Below are 20,657 nucleotides of genomic sequence, written 5' to 3' on the forward strand. Positions count from 1 at the left end.
GTCGCCGAGGCGGGTGCCGGTGCCGTGGGCTTCGACGGCGTCGACGTCGGAGGGCTGGAGGCCGGCGTTGGCGAGGGCCTGGCGGATGACGCGTTGCTGTGACGGCCCGTTCGGGGCGGTGAGCCCGTTGGAGGCGCCGTCCTGGTTGACGGCGGAGCCGCGGACCACGGCGAGGACGGGGTGCCCCAGGCGCCGGGCGTCGGAGAGCCGCTCCAGGACGAGGACACCCACGCCCTCGCCCCAGCCGGTCCCGTCCGCGTCGGCGGAGAACGCCTTGCACCGGCCGTCGGGGGAGAGACCACCCTGCCGGCTGAACTCCACGAAGATGCCGGGGGTGGACATGACGGTGACGCCGCCGGCCAGGGCCATGCCGCACTCGCCGCGCCGGACCGCTTCGGCAGCCAGGTGCAGGGCCACCAGCGAGGACGAGCAGGCGGTGTCGACGGTGATCGCGGGGCCCTCCAACCCCAGGGCGTAGGCCACCCGGCCCGACGCGACACTCGTCGTGGCACCGGTCAGCCGGTACCCGTCGGTCCCGTCCGAGGGCTCGTACAGCCGCGGACCGTACTCCTGCGCCATCGCGCCGACGAACACCCCGGTGGCGCTCCCGCGCAGGCCCTGGGGGTCGATCCCGGCCCGTTCGAGCGCCTCCCACGAGGTTTCCAGCAGCAGCCGCTGCTGCGGGTCCATCGCCTGCGCCTCGCGGGGGGAGATCCCGAAGAACGCCGCGTCGAAGTCGGCCACGTCGTACAGGAACCCGCCCCGGGACGTCGCCGAGGCGGTCGTCACGTCGGGATCCCAGCCCCGGTCGGCGGGGAAGGCCCCGACGACGTCGCGGTCGTCGAGGAGCAGCTGCCACAGCTGTTCCGGCGTCGACACCCCACCGGGAAGACGGCAGGCGAGACCGACGACCGCCACCGGGTCGTCGTCGTGCGTCGTCGGCCGGTGGGCCCGCACCGGTTCGGTGACCGTCGTGCCTCGCATCCGCTGAGCCAGGTGCCCGGCCAACGCGACCGGCGTCGGATGGTCGAACACCGCCGTCGCGGGCAGCGGCAGGCCGGTGGCCTTGGCCAGCCCGGCACACACCTCCGCGCCGCCGAGCGAGGTCAGCCGCTGCTCCCGGAACGGCGTCGTGTCCTCGACCGCCGCCGGACCGTCCAGGCCCAGCACCACCGCGGTGTGCCGGCGCACCAGGTCGAGCAGGACGTCGTGCAGGTCCGCGTCGCCCTCCTGCCGCAGCCGCAGCGCCAGCGCGGACTCCGTACCGGTCGGCTGCGCGTTCACGGTGTCGAGCCAGTGCCGGACCCGCTGGAACGGGTAGGTCGGTACGGACACCCGGCGCGCGCCGGTGCCGTCGAACAGCACGGTCCAGTCGACGGCCGTCCCCGCGGTCCAGGCCTCCGCGACCGAGGCCGTCAGCCGCGTGAGCGAGCCGTCGTCGCGGCGCAGCGTGCCGGTCGCGGTGACCGCGGCGCCGGACAGTTCGGCGGTGTCCTGGATGTGCACGGTGAGCACCGGGTGCGGGCTCGGCTCGACGAACACCGTGTGGCGGTCCATCAGCGCCTCGACGGTCGGATGGAACCGCACTGTGCGGCGCAGGTTGCGGCACCAGTACTCGGCGGTGAGTTCGGTGCCGACCAGCTCGGTACCGGTCACCGTGGAGTGGAAGGCGATCTCGCCCGCGCGCGGGGTGATCGGGGCCAGGGCCTCGATCAGCTCGTCGGTGACGGCGTCCACGTAGGCCGAGTGCGAGGCGTAGTCGACCGGCACCCGCCGTACCCGGACCCCCTCGCGCTCCAGCTGGGCGAGCACCCGCTCCAGCGGTTCGGAGGGGCCGCTGATCACGGTGGACCGCGGCCCGTTGAGCGCTGCCAGACTGACCTCGGGGAACTCGGAGAGGAGGTCGTGCAGCTCGTCGGCGGGCAGGGCGACCGATGCCATGCCGCCCTGGCCGGCGAGGTGACGGGCGATGATCAGGCTGCGCAGCGCCACGACCCGGGCCGCGTCGGAGCGGGACAGGATGCCGGCCACGGTCGCGGCGGCGATCTCGCCCTGGGAGTGGCCGACGACTGCGGCCGGTCGGACACCCATCGAGGCCCACACGTCCGACAGCGCGACCATCACCGCCCACAGGGCCGGCTGCACCACGTCCACCCGCTCCAGGTCGGCGGGGCGTCCGTCCCGCAGCACCTGGTCCAGCGACCAGTCCACGAACGGCGCCAGCGCCTCCGCGCACCGGGAGATCGACTCGGCGAAGACGGGCGAGCTGTCGAGCAGTTCGGCGGCCATGCCGGCCCACTGGGATCCCTGGCCGGGGAAGACGAACACGGGACCGGCCGGGTCCGAGGCGCGCCCGGTCACCACCGATCCCGAAGGCGTTCCGGACGCGATCGCGGCCAGCCCGTCGCGCACCGGGCCGACGGCGGTGCGGTCCGCCCCGAGGACGACGGCGCGGTGCTCGAACCGCGTACGGGTGGTGACCAGCGACCATGCCACGTCGAGCAGGTCCGGGTCGCCGTCGAGCGCGGACAGGAGCCGTGCTGCCTGGGCCCGGAGGGCGCCGGGGTCCGCGGCGGACAGCACCACGGGCACCGGGGACAGGTCGGTGCCCGGTGCCCGCTCGGCCTGGCGCGGCTGCGGCGGGGCCGTCACCGCGATGTGGCAGTTGGTACCTCCGAGGCCGAAGGAGCTGATGCCGTACACCGCGTCGGCGGGCGCCTCCTCGACCGAGGTCTGCATGCGCAGGTTCAGCTCCGCCAGCGGGATCCGCGGGTTCGGGGTCCGGAATCCGGGCGTGGGGACGAGGGTCTTCGCCCGTGCGCACAGCGCGGTCTTGATGAAGCCGGCGATGCCCGCAGCGGCCTCCAGGTGGCCGATGTTCGACTTGATGGAGCCGACCCGCAGTGGATCGTCCGCCGCCCGTGCCGTGCCGATCACCGAGCCGAGCGCGGTCGCCTCCACCGGGTCGCCCGTCGGGGTGCCCGTGCCGTGCAGTTCGACGTGCACGACCGCCGCGGGGTCCAGGCGCGCCCGGCGGTACGCCGCCCGGATGGCCTCCGCCTGGCCGGCCGCGGTCGGCGTCACCAGCAGGTCGCCGCCGCCGTCGTTGGTGACGGCGCTGCCGCGGATCACGCAGTAGACGTCGTCGCCGTCGGCGAGCGCGGCCGCGAGCGGCTTCAGGACGACGGCGCCGCCACCCTCGCCCTGGCCGAAGCCGTTCGCGCGGGCGTCGAAGACGTGGCACCGTCCGTCCGGTGAGAGGGCTCCGAGCCGGTTGGCGGCGATGGCGTGGTGCGGGGTCATCCGGAGGGCGACACCGCCGGCGATGGCGATGTCGGATTCGCCGCGGCGCAGGCTCTCGGCGGCGAGGTGGACCGCGACCAGCGACGAGGACTGCCCGGCGTCGACGATGAGGCTGGGCCCCTTCGCCTTCAGGAAGTAGGACACGCGGTTGGCCACGATGGAGCGCTGGGAACCGGTGAAGGTGTGCGCGGTGATCGCCTCGGGGCCGCGGGTGCGGATGAGGGTGCTGTAGTCGTCCGTGGCGACGCCGAGGAACACGCCGGTGCGGCTTCCCAGCACCGACGGAGCGGTGATTCCCGCGTCCTCGAGCGCCTCCCAGCTCAGCTCCAGCATCAGCCGCTGCTGAGGGTCCATCATGGCGGCTTCCCGGGCCGGCACCCGGAAGAACCCGGCGTCGAACCCGGCGACGTCGTCCAGGAACGCTCCGCTCCGGATGATCCGCCCCTCCTGCTCCGACAGGCCCGCCAGGGCGTCGGGCTCCCAACGTCCGTCGGGCAGCGGCGCGTCGACGGTGGTCCCGGCCGTCAGCAGCGACCACAGGGCGCCGGGGCCGTCCGCTCCGGGAAATCGGCAGGAGATGCCGACCACCGCGATGTCACCTTCGTGGCGCAGCGACATCCACATCCTCCTTCATAGGGCACCGCGCACCTCGGACCGAGCGCGTGGCCTCAGTCGGCAGGCGTGCGGGCGAGCCCGCATGAACGGTGATTCAAACGGCTTGGCCGGGAGCGGGGCGGTCGGCGTTTCGGGCCATTCACGATTGACTTGAGGCGAAGGCCGGATTGCCTTTGCGCACTATGCCCCGTGCCTATTTTTTATACAAAATCGGCCCTGATATGTGAAGTGAACCTTGGTACACGGACCGCGGTTGACCTGCGAAATCTCCTCGTACCAAGGTTCACTTGACGCCTCTGCGGAACGTCCCGTAGAACAAATTTCAACATCGACCGAGTGCGCCGGAGGAGTCCGGCGTGAGCGTCTTCACACGTGCGCATTCGATGGACATGGGGGTGCTGAGTGCGCATTGAGCTGGACACCGACAAGTGCCAGGGGCATCTGCGCTGCATGGACCTGGCTCCGGAGCTGTTCGACTGCAACGACCTGGGCTACGGCACGCTGCTGGCGAGCGGACCGATACCCGAGGAGCTGGAGCCGGTTGCGCGCCGCTGCGCCGCCAATTGCCCGGAGCGAGCGATCGTACTCCGCCCCGTGGATATCCGGTGAGCACCGTGCGAGTGGAGAGATCCGGCTGGCGGTCGGGACGAACAAGAAATCTGACAGTGTCGGGAAGGGGTCGGTGTGACGTCTAATATGGAGCAGACGGACGACAGACCGGTGGCGGATGTCCGGGACAGCATTGTCCGGGGCCCGCTGTGGTATGTCGCGGCGATATCCTGTGTCGCCTACTTCATGGTTCAATTCGACAATGCGGTCGTGAGCATTGCGCTGCCGTCGATCCAGCGCAGTCTCGGCCTGGACGTGACCGGACTCCAGTGGGTCGTGAACTCCTACAGCCTGGCGTTCGCCGGGCTGCTGCTGCTGAGCGGTCGCCTGAGCGACCTGTTCGGCCGGCGGGAGGTCTTCCTCGCGGGGCTCTGGATGTTCACCCTCGGCAGCGTGCTGGGCGGGTTCGCGCAGAACGGCTGGGAACTGGTGGTGGCGCGCGCCTCGCACGGCGTCAGCAGCGCGGTCCTGCTGCCCTCCTCGCTCGGCCTCATCATCGCCGCCTACCCGGACAAGCACCGGCGGAACCGGGCGATCTCCGTCTGGGGTGCGGCGAGCATCATCGGCGGTGTCTGCGGCGCGGTGCTCGGCGGTGTCCTCACCCAGCACTGGGGCTGGCGTTCGACCCTCTTCTTCTGCCTGCCGATCGGCTGTGTCCTGCTGTACTTCGGCACCCGGACGCTGACCCGCCGGGTCGCGGCGGCGCGCACCGGGATCCCGTCACTGGACCTGCCGGGGGCGCTCTGCGTGGTGAGCGCGGTGACCGCCGCGGTGTACGCCACCATCGGTCTCAAGGACCACGCGTGGCTGTCCGCCCACACGCTCCTCTCGTTCGCGGTCTCGATCCTCTTCCTGGCCGCCTTCCTGGCGATCGAGTCGCGGTCGAAGCACCCGATGGTGCCGCTGGGCATCTTCCGCTCGCGGACGATCTCGATGGCGAACCTGGTGTCGTTCGTGGCCACCACCGCGATGGCCTCCCAGGTCATCCTCGTCGTGCTGTACATCCAGAAGGTGCTCGGCTACAACCCGCAGGAAGCGGGACTGGCCGAACTCCCCGGCGGGCTGACCACGTTCCTCGTCGCCATCCTGACCGCGCGGTTCGTGAAGCGGATCGGTGCGCGGCCGATGCTGATCGTCGGCCTGCTGGTGTACGCCGCCGGTGTCGTGTGGATCGCCCAGGTGCCCGTCCACGGCGACTACTGGGGCGCCATCTTCTTCCCGATGGAGCTGCTGTGCGCCGGCATGGGCCTCACCATGCCGTGCCTGACGATCACGGCCACCGCCGGGGCGCCCAAGGAGAGCGCGGGTCTCTACTCGGGCGTGGCCACGACGACGCGTCAGATCGGCAGCGCCATCGGTGTCGCGGTGTTCACGAGCATCGCCGCGACGGCCAGCATGAGCGCCACCGGGAGCAAGCAGGCCGTGCTCGCCTCGGGCTACCACACCGCACTGCTGGCCTGTGCCGGGGTGGCCGTCCTCGGCGCCGTGCTGGCGCTCGCGATCCCCGGTGAACGCCGGCAGGAGGCCGAGCAGGACGTGCGGCTGGACGTCGGGGCGCACGCCTAGCAGGTGATCGACCCGCAGGGCCCACGGCCGGACCGTGGGCCCTGCGGGCGTTGCGGCGGCCCGGCCGTGCGCTCGGTCACCGGGGCCGGGTGGCGGAGAACAGGTAGGTGGCGAAGGTCATCTCGAACGCGCCGCCGAAGCGGTCGATGGTGCTGCCGATCTCGTCGAACAGGTTCTGCCGCACATCGGCCGGCAGCGCCGCGTGGTCGGTGTGCGTGCCGATCTCGTCGAGCCACTGGTCCCGGGTGTAGGTCGCGGTCCACGGGACCGTCCTGGCCGGCTCCTCCGTCATGTGCCGGAAGGCGCGGGGGGATCCGGTCACCACGCTGAAGTCGAGCGGCAGGTCGCTGGAGCGGCTCACGGCGTAGCCGAGGGTCTGCTTGGGGGTGCCGGGCGGCAGGACGCGCCGGTAGGTGTCCGCCAGGGCGTCCGCGAGATCGTCCGGATGGAACCCCGCGCTCCAGAACAGGCAGAGCCGGCCGCCCGGCCGGAGCAGGGACTCCGCCTTCGCCGCACTGCCGAACGGGTCCATCCAGTGCCAGGCCTGCGCGCAGGTGACCCGGTCGAATCGCCGCCCGGCCGGATCCCACGTCTCGAACGGGACGACTTCGGTGGGGATGCCGTGCCGTTCGGCGACGGCGCTCATCCCGGGGCTCATGTCGAGCCCGAGGACCCGGGCGCCCCGCTTCGCCATCTGGCGCGAGGCGATTCCGGTTCCGGAGCCCACGTCGAGCACCGACAGGGTGTCCGCGGAATCGCCCAGGACGTCGTCGATGACCTCGTCGGGGTAGCTCGGCCGCGATCGATCGTACGCATCCGCCATCTGGTCGTACAGCTTTACCCGGTCGCGACGGTCCATCGATTCCCTCGAATCTCTTTCAGACATTCGGCACTGCGCCCAATTGACTCCTGCCTATCAAATCGCATTCGATTATGTACAGTGCACCTTCGTCCACTGGTCCGGCGGGTGCCGCGCGGGCACGATAGCAGTGTGTGCCTCCCCCCGGAGGGTGCGATCCCTGCTTCGGAAATGTTCCTGTCCGAATCCGGAGGAGATTGTCCACGGTCGGGGCGGCCGTGGTCGGGGCCGGGATTCCAGCAAATGTCCGCCTGTGGACGGAGTCCTGCGGCCTGCCTCGAAAAACCAGCGACGTGGACCGGGAGTAAGCGGTGACGGAATCCAGCCAGATAGCACCGGGTTCGGAAAGCGAAGAGGAATACTCCGCGCCGACGGCGGTCCGCGAGTTTTGGCGGGAGGCCCCCGTGCGGGAGGTCACCACCGCGGACGGCGGCAAGGCCTGGCTGATCAGCGGCATGGCGGAGGTGCGGACCGTGCTGTCCGACCCCCGGTTCAGCCGGGCCGAGGCGCACCGCCGCGGCTCGGTGACCGGCCGCGCGGCGGTCTTCTCCCGGCCCGGCATGCACGATCTCGACCCGCCCGAGCACACCCGGCTGCGCCAGGCCGTGGCGTCGGCGTTCAGCGTCCGGCGGATCCGCGCGCTACGGCCGCGGGTCGAACAGATCACCGGCGAACTGCTCGCCGGCGTGCACGAGTCCGGCCCCCCGGCGGACCTCAGTGCCGCGCTGTGCTTCCCGCTGCCGGTCGCGGTGATCTGCGAGATCCTGGGCGTCCCCTTCGAGGACCGGCACCTGTTCCGTCCGTGGTCGGAACAGATCACCTCGACCAAGGCCTACCCGCCGGAGCAGGCGATGGAGGCCCGGCGGGCGCTGGTCGCCTACATCGGTGACCTGGCCGCCGACGCCCACCGCTGCCCGGAGGGCAGCCTGCTGCGGGACCTGGTCACCGCGCGCGACGTCGACGGCCGGCTGAACGCGGAGGAGGTCGTCCAGATCGTCTTCGGGGTGCTGGTCGCCGGACACGAGACCACCGCCAACATGCTGGGCAAGGGCCTGGTGGCCCTGCTGGACCACCCGGACCAGTTCGCGGCGGTGCGTGCCGACCCCTCGCTGGTGCCGTCCGTCATCGACGAGGTGCTGCGGTACGTGGTGCTGAGCCCGACCACCGATCCGCACGAGGGCCTGCACCTGGTGACGACGACCGACGTCGAGCTCGGTGGATTCACCATCCCCGCCCAGAGCGTGGTCCTCGCCAGCCCCACGGCCGCCAACCTGGACCCGAGGGCCTTCCCGGAACCCGACCGGTTCGACCTCGGTCGGACCAACGCCGACGACCACGTGGCGTTCGGACACGGCCCGCACCGCTGCCTGGGTGCCCAACTCGCCCGGCTGGAGCTGGAGGTGGCCTACACCGCGCTGCTCCGCGAGTTCCCGGGGCTGCGGCTGGCGGTACCGGTCGAGGAGCTCGCCTACACGAGCGGGATGCTGCTCAAGGGACTGCGGGCGCTGCCCGTCACCTGGGATGTCTAGCAGCCGGCCCGGACCGAACCGAATCGGAGAGTGCCCGAAGTGACGACGCGCGGTGCGGACAGCGACCTGTGGATCCGCCGGTACCACCCGGCCGACGAAGCGCGGGTGCGGCTGCTCTGCCTCCCGCACGCGGGGGGCTCGGCGAGCTTCTACTTCCCGGTCTCCCGGGCCCTCTCGCCGCGGGTCGAGGTGCTCGCCGCGCAGTACCCGGGCCGTCAGGACCGGCGGCTGGAACCCTGCGTCGACAGCATTCCCGAACTCGCCGACCGGCTGCTGCCGTTGCTCGTGGGGGAGTGGACCGACCGGCCGCTGGCCCTGTTCGGGCACAGCATGGGCGCGTCACTGGCGTTCGAGCTGGCCGGGCTGCTGGAGCAGCGGGCCGGGTTCGTCCCGGTGATGCTGTTCGCTTCGGGCCGCCGGGCGCCGTCCCGGTCCAGGCCCGAGGACGACGTGCACCACCGGGGCGACGAGGCGCTGCTCCGCGACCTCAGGCAACTGGCCGGCACGGACAGCCAGCTCCTCGGTGACGACGAGGTGCTCCGCATGGTGCTGCCGGCGATCCGCAGCGACTACCGGGCGGCCGAGCTGTACCGCCCGGACCGGGTGCACCGGGTGAGCTGCCCGGTGACGGCACTGGTGGGAGACGACGACCCCAAGGCGCCGCTGGACGACGTCCGGGCGTGGCAGGAGCACACCAGTGGTGCGTTCGCCCTGGAGGTGTTCCCCGGTGGCCATTTCTACCTCACCGAACAGGCGCCCCGGCTGATCGCCCGGATCGGGGACGCGCTGGCCGACGAGCCGGCGAAGCACTGACGGGACGGTACGACGGAGCCGCGGGCCGATATCGGCCCGCGGCTCCTGGCGTTGTGCGGAGCGGCGGAGTGGATCCCGCGGCCCGGGCCGGGGCCGGGGCCGCGGCCGGACCGGGCTCCGGTCGCCCGGAACGCGGCCCGAGAGGTCGGGAGGTCGGCCGGGGCCCGGGTCGGATCCCTCCGGTGACCGGAACGCCACGGGCCCCATCCCGGCCGCCGCGCCGGCGCATGCCGCTGCCCCTGCCGGGAGGTCGGCAGGGGCAGCGGCACCGGTCACGTGACCGGGCCGGCATCAGAGGTGCCGGCCCGGCGGCCGGGCGTTCGGTCCGGCGGACCGACCCGAGGCTCAGGCCATCTGTTCCTGGGCCGCCCGGTCACTGCGGTCGAAGAACGTCGAGTTGAACACCGGCTCCGAGCCGAGGCGGGGGCCCTCGAGAGCTTCCGACTCGCGGCCGTCCGGGCCGACCGGCACCTCGCCGACCAGCGTGACCCGGTGCAGCACTCGCTCCACGTCGAGGTGGTCGAGGTCGCGCGGGGGGATGTGGCAGGTGGCCCGGTTGTCCCAGAAGATGACGGTTCCCGGGGCCCAGCGGAACCGCACCGTGTACTCGGGCCGGGCGATCTCGTCGAAGAGGTAGCCGAGAACGAGACGGCTCTCGATGGGCGACAGGCCGACGATGTGGTCGGTGTAGATCGGGTTCACGAACAGGGCCTTCTCCCCGGTCCGCGGGTGCACCCGGACGATCGGGTGGTGCGCGACGAGGGCGTTCTCCTCGACGCGCTTCTTGAAGCCGGCCACGCTGGGCTGGGGCATGCCCGACCAGTTGGCGCCGTACCGGTGCTCGGCGCGCAGCCCGTCCACGAACTCCTTGAACGGCTCGGACAGGCCGTCGTAGGCGGCCACCAGGTTGGTGTACTGGGTGTCGCCCCCGTAGTTCGGCAGCACCTCGGACCGGAGGATGGCGCCGGCCGGCGGGTTGATGAACGGGGTGAGGTCGGAGTGCCAGCCGTTGTTGCCGGCGTAGGCGTACTTGCGCAGCTCCCGGGTGGAGTCGCCACCGAGCTGCTTCTCGAAGCGGCGGTGCTGGATCGTGTAGATCTCCGGCGCGTCCTTGGGCGGCTCGTGGTGGGGGTGACCGTAGGTCAGCTCGCCGAACTGGCGGCCGAACGCGATGTGCGTCTCGTGGTCGAGCTGCTGGTTCCGGAAGATCAGGACCTTCCACTCGTCAAGCGCCTGCTGGATGGTGCGGATCTGGTCGGCGTCGAGCGGGCGGGAGATGTCCACGCCGTCGATCTCGGCGCCGATGCGCCCGGCGGCAGGGTTGACGGTGATGCCAGTCATTCTGCGGTACCTCCGTGAGTGTGGCGGCGAGACGGGTCTCCGTTGCCGCGCGTGGAGCGGGACGGCACTGTCGTCCGGACGGTCGTCCGCACCGGCCTTCGGCTGGGAGATCGCGGTGGCACCCGGACCTGGTCGGCGGAGATTCCGAGGTGTCGGCGCGCAGCTGAAGCGAAGTCCCCCAGCGGCCGCCGAAGTCAAGGATTCGGAATGCGATGTCGGGAACCGGTTTTCGTTTCTGCTCCGCGGACGGCGAGTTCCCTGGGGGCCGGAGACCCGTTGTGTGCGCGTCCGAACCGGAGCCGGTGCGCCCTCCCGCGTTGAGCCGGTGACTCCCATATTCCCGCCCCGTGGAAATCACCGTACAAAGCCACAGCGTACGGTGTCCGCGGATATGGCGGGAATGGAACTTTCGTACATGTGACGGGTGATGACATCGGCGGAAGGGAGCCTCGCGGGAGCGTCGCGGGGAAGGGGAAGTCGCCCGGTTCGGCTTGAACAGGTACCCGTCAAGTGAAACCGGTGCGACTGAAGCGGGATCAGAAGGCTTTCGAGCAGCCCGAGTTCGCCGGTCCGGGGGGCGCTGGCGCAAGATCCACTGGTGGCCCGCCGACCCCTCGCGAAGGCTCCCACCAGCGGAAACGCCGACGGCGGGGCCGTGCGCCAGTGGGGTGGCGGCCCGTCGCGTCCGAGTTCGGCGGAGCTTACCGTCGACGGCTTTCGCACAAACGCTCCATTCGGCCAGTTTGCCGACTACGCTGCTACGCACCGAACTTCGGCTGGATCGCGCCGGTGGAGGGGAAAACCGCCGTCGGAATCCGTCGCCTCCTGAAGCGCTCCCGATCAGCCGGGGTACGCCCAACCGTTTCCTCATCCCAGAGATTGAGATCGTCATGCCGAGAACCACTTCGCTGGCCCGGAGAACCGCTGTCGCCCTGCTGGCCGCGGCGAGCTTCGCGACGGTGGCCGGAATCGCACCGGCTTCCGCCGCCACCGTCTCCGAGTCGCCCCGCAACGGTCTGGCCGCCGTCGACGGTCAGCGCTCGAGCGCCGCCCTGGAGCGCAACAAGCGCATCGCGGTCGAGGTCCTCACCCAGCTCTTCGAGAAGGGCAACGTCAAGGTCGCGGACAAGTACGTCCGGGCCGACTTCCTCCAGCACAGCCCCACCGTCCCCGACGGCCGGGAGGCGCTCGAGAACCTGGCCGCCGACCTGCACACGCGCTACCCGGGGTTCACGTACAACGTCAAGCGGGTCCTCGCCCAGGGCGACTTGGTCCTGGTGCACTCCAACCCCATCGAGGAGCCGGGCACCCGCGGCGACGACGTGATGGACATCTTCCGCTTCGACGAGAAGGGCAGGATCGCCGAGCACTGGGACACCCGCGAGAGCGTGCCGGCGACCACGGTCAACGGCAACGACATGTTCGGCACGGTCAGCAACCCGAACACGAACCAGCCGAGCGGGCCCTGCTCACTGACGCCCCTCAGCCAGAAGCTCGTCCTCGACTACTTCAACACCCTCCTGGTCCAGAAGAACCCCGACGCCATCGGCTACCTCAACCCGGCGTACTACCAGCACAACCCGTCCGTCCCCAGCGGCACGGTCGGCATGCGCGAGGGATTCGTCGAGTTCTTCAAGCAGTTCCCGAACGTGACCACGGACCTCAAGCGCACCATCGCCGACAAGGACTACGTCGCCGTGCACTTCCGCTACCGTCTCCACCCCGAGGACAGCGGACAGGCCATCATGGGCATCTTCCGCGTGCAGAGGCAGGAGGACGGCCAGCTGAAGATCATCGAGCACTGGGACGTCATAGAGAACGTCCCGGCCACCTCCGCCAACAACAACACCATGTTCTGACCGTTCTGCGGATCCCGCCGGGACTCCTGCTCGTGGCCCGTCACCGTCCCGGTGGCGGGCCACGAGCTCACCCGCTACGAACGGGACGTCAGATCCGTTTCGGGGCGGGCCTGTTCGGCGGGCACCGCCGGAGCGGCGCCCGGCTTCCGGGGCAGCAGGAGCGGACTGGCGAGGATGGCGAGTCCGGCGGCCCCGAGCGCGATGCGCGGACTGGTGGCGTCGGCGAGCAGCCCGGCCAGCGCGGTGAAGACCGCGATCCCCGCCTGTTGGCCGATCAACCATGCCGAGAGCGTGCGGGCGACGCGGTGCGGGGGGGTGTGCTCGAGCCGGTAGGTGGCGACGACCGGCGTGAAGAGGCTCATGTTCAGGATGATCGCCAGCTCGACGGCGATCACCGTCACGAGGCCGATGGTGCCGGGGCGGACGAGGACGAGGCCGATCAACCAGATCACGCGCAGGGTGCCGGCGACCCGCATGACCCGGTGCTGGCCGTACCGGGCCACGAAACGTGGCGCCAGGCGGGAGCCGACGAGCCCGCCGACGCAGGGGGCGGCGAAGGCGAGGCCGTACTGCCAGGGGGCGAACCCGAGGTCGCGGAGCAGGAGCACGGCCAGCAGCGGCTCGGTGGCCATGATGAGCCCGGAGACGAGCGTGTTGTTGAGGAAGAGCGCGCGCAGGCCGTGATGGGCCATGATGTGCCGCCAGCCGTCCAGCAGGTCGCCGGACCGCAGTCGCTTCCCCCCGGACCGGCGCGGGGGTTCCTCCCGGCCGCGGATCGCGGTGATGCCGAGCGCGGACAGCAGGTAGCCGAACCCGTCGGCGACGATGGTGGCGACCGGTCCGAAGACGCCGATCGCGGCACCGCCCAGCGGTGGCCCGATCGCGATGGAGCTCCAGTTCGTGGACTCGAACCGCGCGTTCGCGACGAGCAGGTGCTCCGGCCGGACGATGGTCTGGAGGTAGGCCCCGCTGGCCGAGTTGAAGGCGATCTTGGCGGCGGCGATGACGGCTGACGTGATGAGCAGTTGGGTGAAACTGAGCCAGCCGAAGGCATAGGACAGCGGGACGGTCATGATGACCGCGAACCGGGCCAGGTTCATGGCGATCATCACCGGCCGCTTGCGGCGGTACTCCACCCAGGGTGCGAGCGGTACCGCGATCAGCGCGCCCACGGTCGGAGCCACCGCGGACAGCGCGGACACCTCCGAGGTGCTGGCGTGCAGTGCCAGCACGGCGATCAGCGGGAACGCGCCGAACCCCAGCCCGGACCCGTAGGCGCTCACCGCGTAGGACGCCCACAGCCAGCCGAACGGCCGGCCCAGGGATCGTTTGGTCATGGAGCCTCGCGCCCCCTCATTCCCGTGACGGCTGTCGCCGCGGGTTCTCGGGGCATCAAAGCAAGGCGGCGGAAGGCGGGGCAAACAACCGATCCGACGGAGAACCACAATCATGCGTTGTGTCTTCTGCGGTGTGTCAACCGTCAGTTGGGCGGCGCGTCCGTCGACGGCGGTGGCGATCGTGCCGGGAGCGGGCCGGGAGCAGGTTGCGACCGGGTGTCCGCCCGGTGGGGTGCGACTCGGTGGTCAGACCGCTCGGCCGCGCAGAGCTGCGGTCAGCGCGGTGAGGTCCGGTGCGCTCGGCAGTCCCCCGGTCAGTTCGGCGACCTGGCCGGCCTGCGCGGGGGAGAGCGTCCGTTCGGCGTTGATCCGGAACTTGGTGGTCAGTTCCGCGGGCGTGAGCGGGTTCTCCGGGCCGCCCCGGTTCACCTCGACCCGTTCGACGTGCCGTGAGCCGTCGGCGAGTTCGGCGGTCAGCACCGCGGGGAACTGGTGGGGGAAGATTCCGGTGCACCGCGCGTCCGGGACCACCCGGACCTTCTCGGCCAGGGCCAGCCGCTCCGCCGACCGCACGGCGGTATCGGTGAAGTCCTCGTGGGACACCCCCAGCCCGCCGCCGCCCAGCAGCGCCGCCGCGACCGTGAACGGACCGCTGAACGCGCCGTGGTACCCCGACTCCGGCCGGATCTTCGCCCCGTGGGGCTCGCCGATCGTGTGCACGACCGGCGCCGGAACCCCGAGGGTCAGTGCCGTGACGGCGCCCGGATCGACCCCCTTCGCCCGGAGCCGCAGGGCGGCGTCGATGCCCGCGTGGGTGAAGTGGTTGCACGGGTACGGCTTGACGAACAGCCGCCGGGCCTCCCAGCGCGTCCCGAGGCCGTCGGTGAGCCGGTCGACGTCGGCGCGGTCACCGCAGAACGCGGTGAGGAAGCCGAACCGGCCCTCCAGCGCCGTCGTCGGACCGGTGATCCCGTTCCGCGCCAGCTCGGCGGCGACGACGCCCGCGTGGGCGGACCAGCCGCAGTGCGTGCGCTTGACCGTGCCGCCGGTCCGGTTGGCCTCGATGATCCCGGAGCCCATGCTGCAGGCGATGCCGATGACCGAGGTCAGTTCCTCCTCGCCGAGCCCGTACAGCATCCCGGCGGCGACGGCGGCGCCCACCGTGCCGCAGATCGCGGTGGCGTGCAGGCCCCGGTCGAAGAAGATCGAGTTGTTCGCCGCCGGATCGTACCCGGCCATGCCGAGCCGGCAGGTGACCTCGACGCCGATCGCGGCGGCGTCGAGCAGCGCGCCGCCGGACGCCCCCACGGTCTCGGCGACGGCGAGCGCGGCCGGCAGCACCGCCGCGGACGGGTGCAGCACCGAGGGCAGGTGGGTGTCGTCGAAGTCCAGGGCGTGCGCGAGCGTTCCGTTGACCAGCGCGGCGGCGGGAGCGGGCAGCCGCCGGGCGGTCGCGATCACCGTGGCCTGCGGCGCACCGCCCCACGCGCCGGCCATGGCGGTGACGGCCGCGGCGACGCCGGTCGGGACGGCGGCGATGCTGTTTCCGAGGAGGTCCAGGACCCGCCCCGCCATCTCCTGCCGGAATTCCCGCGGCAGGCCGGTGCGGGCGGTGGTGCGGGCCAGCTGCGCCAGCCGCTGCGCGGGAGTGCGGGTCATGCGCCGGCCTCCCTTCGGGCGAGCGCGTCGGCGAGGTCGACCAGCCACCTCGCGTTGGCCAGGAGCGCGGCGTCGACGAACCGGCCCTGGTCGTCGAGCCATGCGGCGGCGCCCCGCCCGACCTGGTCGGTCAGGCGCGCCAGGGCCGCGGCCACCTCGTCCGGATCCGGCGTGAAGATCCGGTTCACCACGTCGACCTGTTTGGGATGCAGGACGGAACGGCCGAAGAAGCCGCGCCTGCCGGCCGCGAGGGTGTCCGCGGCGAGGCCGTCCACGTCCGCGACGTCGGTCCAGGCAGCCAGCGGCGGACTGACCAGCCCGGCGGCGCGGGCGGCGTTGACGATGCGCTGGCGGGCCCAGTCCAGCGCGCCGATGTCGCTGAGCCGGAGATCCGCCATGAGGTCGGCCTCACCGAGGGAGAGCAGGGCGACACCGGAGTGGGCGGTGGCGATCCGGTACGCGTTCTCCACGCCCAGTGCCGACTCGATGATCGCGTGCACGGCCAGGCCGGACTCCAGCACCGCCGCCCGGACCAGATTCGGATCCTCGACCTTGGGCAGTCGAAGTCCGGCCGCCGAGGTGCCGGCCAGGGCCGTCAGATCGGCCTCGCCCCACGGGGACTCCAGCGAGTTGACGCGCACCCAGATCGGCTTGGGCCAGTGCTCCGTCAGGGCATCGGTCACCTGGTCGCGGGCGAGCCGTTTCGCGTCCGCGGGCACCGCGTCCTCCAGGTCCAGCACCACCGCGTCGGCCTGCCCGGCCATGGCCTTGCCGAGCAGATCGATCCGGTGGGCGGGAACGTAGAGCCAGCTGCGAATCGGTTCCACCAGTTACCACTCCCCAGCGGACGTCCGATGCCCGGCGGCGGTTCGCGTCCGCCGAGCACCCGTCCTGGTCGTCGATGCCCGCGCGCCGGCGGGCGTGGGCGGCGTTGCCCGGCGTCGGGCAACGCTGTTCTCCGGAGGCGATCCCGGCGCTCGCCTCCCCTACGCCTCGCTCCCTCCGAGCAGCAGGTCCAGCCGGCGCGGGCCCCAGACGTGCCCGGTCGACCACTTCACGGCGTCGCCGGGGGCGAGCGTGAAGTCCGGGATCACCCGAAGCCATTCCTCCAGGGCGATGCGCATCTCCATCCGGGCCATGGAGGAGCCGATGCACCGGTGGATGCCCACCCCGAAGGCCAGGTGGCGGTTGACCTCCCGGCCGATGTCGACCCGGTCCGCGGCCGGGAACTCCGCACCGTCCCGGTTGGCCGACGGCATCGCCATCAGGATGGAATCACCCTCGCTGAGCTGCGCACCGTGGAACTCGGTGTCGCGGGTGACCACGCGGGCGATCTGGACCGGGGAGAAGGCGCGCAGGAACTCCTCGACGGCGGTGGGGATCAGCGAGGGTTCGGCCGCGAGCCGCTTCCGGTCCTCGGGATGACGCGCCAGGTGCCACAGACTGCTGCCGAGAGCACTCCACGTGGTGTCGATGCCCGCGGTGATGATCAGCACCAAGGACCCGATCAGTTCGGGGCCGGTCAGGGTGCGGCCGTCGATCTCCGCGGACAGCACGCAGCTCACCAGGTCCTCGCCGGGCTCCCGGCGGCGCTGCTCGATCAGGTCGTCGAGGAACGGCTGGGTCAGCGCCATCGCGGCCTGGATCTCCGCCATCTCGTTGGCCTCGAGGAGGGCGCGCATCTGCTCGGCGAACTCGTCCTGGCGGTCGTCGTCGCAGCCGATCATCCGCGCCATGAAGCGCGACGGGATCTTCTTGGCGTACTCGGCGGCGGCATCGCAGCGGTCCCGGCCGACGATCCCCGCCAGCAGGTCGCGGGCGTGTTCGCGGACCGACGGCTCCAGCGCCTTGATCTGCCGGGGGCTGAAGGCGGGGAGCAGCATGCGGCGGAACGCGCCGTGCCGCGGCGGGTCCAGGGTGATCGGCGGCCGTTCGGCCAGGTCGTCGCCGAAGGCGTCCTTGGGCACGCTGATCGAGACCGAGGAGAACAGGTCGGGGTTCTTGGCCACCTCGTCGACCGCCTGGTAGCTCGCCGCGATCCAGTAGCCGCCGTGCTTCTCGCTGCGGGCCACCGGACAGCCGCTGCGCATGTCGTCGTACACGGTGAAGGGGTTCTCCGCGACGGGTGGGGAGAACAGGTCGAAATCGTTGTCGTCGGGCATGGTCGTGCTCACCTGCTTAGGAGTGCGAGGGGGCGAACGGGGGATCCGGTGCCGCCGACGATCCGCAGCGGCGCCAGTACGAAGCCGAACTCCACCGCGGTGCCACCGGCGAGCCCGTCGAACTGCATGTTCTCCACGATGTGGACGCCGGCGTCGACGAGCATGATCCGGTGCACCGGCATGATCGTGTGGCCTCGGCCGGCCGGGATCTGCTCGAAGGCCGTGGTGTCGGTGCCCGCGGCGCGGATCCCCCGCTCCACCAGCCACCGCGCGGCGTCCGGGGTGACTCCGGGGACACCGGTGTCGAACCCGAGGTAGGCCTGGGGATCACTCCACCAGCGGCTCCACCCGGTCCTGATCAGGCAAACCTCGCCCGCCCCCGGTTCGACGCCGGCACGCCGCGCCGCGGCGTCCAGCTCCGCGGCGGTGACGCCGTGGCCCGCGGGCAGGCAGTCCGTGCCGTGGAGTGCCGCGATGTCGAGGAAGGTCGCCCGGCACACCATCGGTTCGACGGTGTCGATGCCGTGCACGGAGAACGCGCCACCGCGCTGGGCCTCGGCGCTGTCCCGGCCACCGTGCAGGAGGCCGTCCTGGGAGACGTGGGAGAGCGCGTCGATGTGGGTGCCGACGTGACCGCCGGTGGTGATGATCTCGCTGGCCGACGAACCGCCGTCGGCGCGGACCGCGTCGCCGTGCCGCCGCGCCAGCGCCATGCGGAATCCCGGATGGTTCGGCGAACACGGCATTCCGTTCGCCAGGGGCTGGGCCAGGTCCACGACGTCCACTCCGCCCGCCAGGGCGGCGAGCAGGCGGTCGGGGCCGGCCGGGGATCCGGTCACGAGGCGTCCGGGAGGAGGTCCAGCGCGCGAGCCAGCTCGAGCACCCGGCGCGCGTTGGCGACGATCGGCGGTGCCACCAGCCGCTGACGGTCCGACACCACGACCGAGGTGTCCTGCTCGCCGGCGCGGTCGGCCGCTCCGCAGATGTCGACGGACTCGGCGATCTCGTCGGGCGTCGGCCGGTAGACCTCGTGGATGATCGGCAGTTGGCCGGGGTGGATGGCCATCCGCCCCAGGAAGCCGAGCCGTTTGCCGTGCCGGCAGCTGGCCCGCAGGCCCTCGGGATCGCGGACCTCGGCGTAGACGCTCTGGCAGGGATTCGGCAGCCCCGCCGCGCGGGAGGCCATGACCACCCGGATGCGGGCGGCGTCCATCGTCCGCCCGTCCAGGTCGCAGCCCAGGTTCACCCGGAGATCCGATTCGCCCAGCCCCAGCATCGTCACGGCGGGCGACGCCGTGGCGAGCGGGTAGGCGAGCTCCAGGGCGGCGGCCGACTCGATGAGGAGCTGGACGGCGGCCGGATGGCCGATCTCGGCGAGCAGTCCCGTGACGTGGGCCAGATCGTCGAGGCCGCGCACCTTCGGCAGGCGCAGCCCGCTCAGCGCGGGCCCGGTGACCGCGAGCACGTCGTCGGTGCACAGTCCGCTCGCCATGGAGTTCACCCGCACGAACGTCGGCTTGGCGACGGCGCCCGAGACGACGTCGGAAACCAGCTCGCGAGCGTATTGCTTTTTCGAGTCGGGTACGCCGTCCTCCAGGTCGAGTACGACCGCGTCGGCGTCGGAGGAATATGCGCTTCCGATTCGCTTCAGGTGGTGACCCGGTACGTAGAGGTAGCTCAGGAACAGTGAGCGGGTACTCGCGGACTGCCCTGCGGAATGGTGTGGCTTGGAAAGTTGCACTACACCCCCAAGGCGGGTATCGTGACGGCGTCACAATTTGACATGCAAAAGCCGGTAAATGCCGAATTAGTTTTACGCAGGACGCGTGGGGGAGGTAAGTGGACCTTGGTGCAGGGCGAAAATTGTGTACCAAAGGCCACTTTGCCTGGTTCGTCCCGTGTGGTAGGAATCTTGGCTGTCGTGCCGAATGGTCGGCGAGTGGGTGCGGGTAATGCGCGAACGCGCTGAATGGGATGGTTCATGAGTAATTCGGGCGATGAGCAGCAGGGGACGTCGTTCGGGTCGAATGCGGCCGGGTACGCCGAGTACCGGCCGGACTACCCGCTCGAGGCCATCGAGTGGGCGCTCGCGCCGGTCGCCGGACGGGCGCAGCTGACCGTCCTCGACCTGGGAGCGGGCACCGGCCAGTTGACCAAGGGCCTGCGGGCCGCCGGGATCGCGGTGGTCGCGGTGGAGCCCGACGCGCGCATGCGGGACGAGCTGGTCCGCAACCACCCGGGGGTCGAGGCGCACATCGGGTCGGCGGAGCGGATCCCGCTGCCCGACGCCTCGGTCGACGCGGTCCTGGCCGGCAACGCCTTCCACTGGTTCGACCAGGAGAAGGCCTTCCCGGAGATCGCCCGGGTGCTGCGCCCGGGCGGGGTGGTCGCCGCGCTGTGGAACGACGACGACGCGCGCGTCGACTGGATCGCGGGCCTGGCGCGGATCTTCGGTTGGGACAGCACGACGTCTCCCACCGACCGGCTGCGGCAGCACCCGCTGTTCACCGACCTGGAGCACGCCGACTTCAGGCACAGCCAGTTCTGCACCACCGACTCGATGGTCGCCCGGATGGGGACCCTGTCCCCCGTCCTGAAGCTGCCGGAGCAGCAGCGCAGCGACCTGCTGGGCCGCATTCGCCGGCACCTGGACGAGCACCCGGACACCAGCAAGGGCGAGTTCGATCTGCCGATCCGCCTCACGGTGACGCGGGCGGAGCTGCGCGGAGCGGGCGCGTAACGGATATCCGAGGAAATTGTGCGGCGGCTGCGGGAACCCGGCGAACGGGATTCCGCGGCCGCCGTTCCTGCATTAGGCGCACCGTTTTCCGAGGATATTCCGCAGGGGCTTTTTCCGGCGCCCGGAGGGACCGCGCCGCCATTCGCACCGGCCTCGCCGGAAATGCGTGTCGGAGCGGCGCCGCGCACCGCGGCAGAAGAAACCGCAGGTGAACCTTCGCGTGAGAAAGGATGTGATGTACCAAGGTTCACTTTACGCATATCCG

General features: G+C 71.3%; 15 protein-coding genes. 6 read left to right on the top strand and 9 right to left on the bottom strand.

Annotation, left to right across the window (positions count from 1 at the left end):
• Positions 1-3,921: type I polyketide synthase (locus IF30_RS0122415; RefSeq protein ID WP_030241249.1), on the bottom strand; the 3,921-nt coding region annotated here is incomplete at its 3' end.
• A gap of 399 nt (positions 3,922-4,320) precedes the next feature.
• On the opposite strand from IF30_RS0122415, the gene IF30_RS0122420 reads away from it, so the two are divergent.
• Together IF30_RS0122420 and IF30_RS0122425 are read left to right on the top strand one after the other, a co-directional pair.
• Complete coding sequence (locus tag IF30_RS0122420; protein ID WP_030241251.1) at positions 4,321-4,527, top strand: ferredoxin; 207 nt, start codon at positions 4,321-4,323, stop codon at positions 4,525-4,527.
• An 87-nt stretch (positions 4,528-4,614) separates the two neighbouring features.
• Positions 4,615-6,093, top strand: coding sequence for an MFS transporter (locus IF30_RS0122425; protein ID WP_078891593.1), 1,479 nt, complete (start codon positions 4,615-4,617; stop codon positions 6,091-6,093).
• A gap of 76 nt (positions 6,094-6,169) precedes the next feature.
• On the opposite strand, the gene IF30_RS0122430 is transcribed toward IF30_RS0122425, so the two are convergent.
• Positions 6,170-6,952 (bottom strand): class I SAM-dependent methyltransferase, encoded by a 783-nt coding sequence (locus tag IF30_RS0122430; RefSeq protein ID WP_030241256.1) that lies wholly within the window; start codon positions 6,950-6,952, stop codon positions 6,170-6,172.
• A gap of 404 nt (positions 6,953-7,356) precedes the next feature.
• Between IF30_RS0122430 and IF30_RS0122435 the strand changes: the two genes are divergently transcribed.
• Complete coding sequence (locus IF30_RS0122435) at positions 7,357-8,481, top strand: cytochrome P450 (protein ID WP_051710830.1); 1,125 nt, start codon at positions 7,357-7,359, stop codon at positions 8,479-8,481.
• A 39-nt stretch (positions 8,482-8,520) separates the two neighbouring features.
• Positions 8,521-9,294, top strand: a complete 774-nt coding sequence (locus tag IF30_RS0122440; RefSeq protein ID WP_037900855.1) for a thioesterase II family protein — start codon at positions 8,521-8,523, stop codon at positions 9,292-9,294.
• A gap of 345 nt (positions 9,295-9,639) precedes the next feature.
• Here IF30_RS0122440 and IF30_RS0122445 read toward each other — a convergent pair whose 3' ends face one another.
• Positions 9,640-10,635: a TauD/TfdA dioxygenase family protein gene (locus IF30_RS0122445; RefSeq protein ID WP_030241260.1), complete on the bottom strand. Its 996-nt coding sequence runs from the start codon at positions 10,633-10,635 to the stop codon at positions 9,640-9,642.
• Between the two features lie 890 nt (positions 10,636-11,525).
• On the opposite strand from IF30_RS0122445, the gene IF30_RS0122450 reads away from it, so the two are divergent.
• Positions 11,526-12,494: a nuclear transport factor 2 family protein gene (locus IF30_RS0122450; RefSeq protein WP_030241263.1), complete on the top strand. Its 969-nt coding sequence runs from the start codon at positions 11,526-11,528 to the stop codon at positions 12,492-12,494.
• Positions 12,495-12,568: 74 nt separating this feature from the next.
• On the opposite strand, the gene IF30_RS0122455 is transcribed toward IF30_RS0122450, so the two are convergent.
• The 6 genes from IF30_RS0122455 to IF30_RS0122480 form a co-directional block, all read right to left on the bottom strand.
• Positions 12,569-13,831 carry an MFS transporter gene (locus IF30_RS0122455; protein WP_030241266.1) on the bottom strand — a complete coding sequence of 421 codons (1,263 nt, stop codon included), beginning with the start codon at positions 13,829-13,831 and terminating at the stop codon, positions 12,569-12,571.
• Between the two features lie 246 nt (positions 13,832-14,077).
• Positions 14,078-15,490 carry an MmgE/PrpD family protein gene (locus tag IF30_RS0122460; RefSeq protein WP_030241270.1) on the bottom strand — a complete coding sequence of 471 codons (1,413 nt, stop codon included), beginning with the start codon at positions 15,488-15,490 and terminating at the stop codon, positions 14,078-14,080.
• Positions 15,487-16,317, bottom strand: coding sequence for an HpcH/HpaI aldolase/citrate lyase family protein (locus IF30_RS0122465; RefSeq protein WP_030241273.1), 831 nt, complete (start codon positions 16,315-16,317; stop codon positions 15,487-15,489). The genes IF30_RS0122460 and IF30_RS0122465 overlap by 4 nt, the downstream gene beginning before the upstream one ends.
• Before the next feature lie 159 nt (positions 16,318-16,476).
• Complete coding sequence (locus tag IF30_RS0122470; protein ID WP_063752744.1) at positions 16,477-17,652, bottom strand: cytochrome P450; 1,176 nt, start codon at positions 17,650-17,652, stop codon at positions 16,477-16,479.
• 8 nt (positions 17,653-17,660) lie between these two features.
• The gene (locus IF30_RS0122475) at positions 17,661-18,491 is read right to left on the bottom strand and encodes a cyclase family protein (protein WP_030241278.1); all 831 of its coding nucleotides are present in this window, start codon (positions 18,489-18,491) and stop codon (positions 17,661-17,663) included.
• Positions 18,488-19,393, bottom strand: coding sequence for an HpcH/HpaI aldolase/citrate lyase family protein (locus tag IF30_RS0122480; protein WP_234322801.1), 906 nt, complete (start codon positions 19,391-19,393; stop codon positions 18,488-18,490). Before IF30_RS0122480 ends, IF30_RS0122475 begins: the two co-directional genes overlap by 4 nt.
• A gap of 240 nt (positions 19,394-19,633) precedes the next feature.
• Here IF30_RS0122480 and IF30_RS0122485 point away from each other — a divergent pair, with 240 nt between their 5' ends.
• Entirely contained in the window at positions 19,634-20,392 is a 759-nt protein-coding gene (locus tag IF30_RS0122485) for a class I SAM-dependent methyltransferase (RefSeq protein WP_030241284.1), read from the top strand.
• The last annotated feature ends 265 nt before the right edge of the window (positions 20,393-20,657 follow it).

This window comes from Streptomyces sp. NRRL S-350, assembly GCF_000719705.1.
In the GTDB taxonomy this organism is placed as follows: domain Bacteria; phylum Actinomycetota; class Actinomycetes; order Streptomycetales; family Streptomycetaceae; genus Kitasatospora.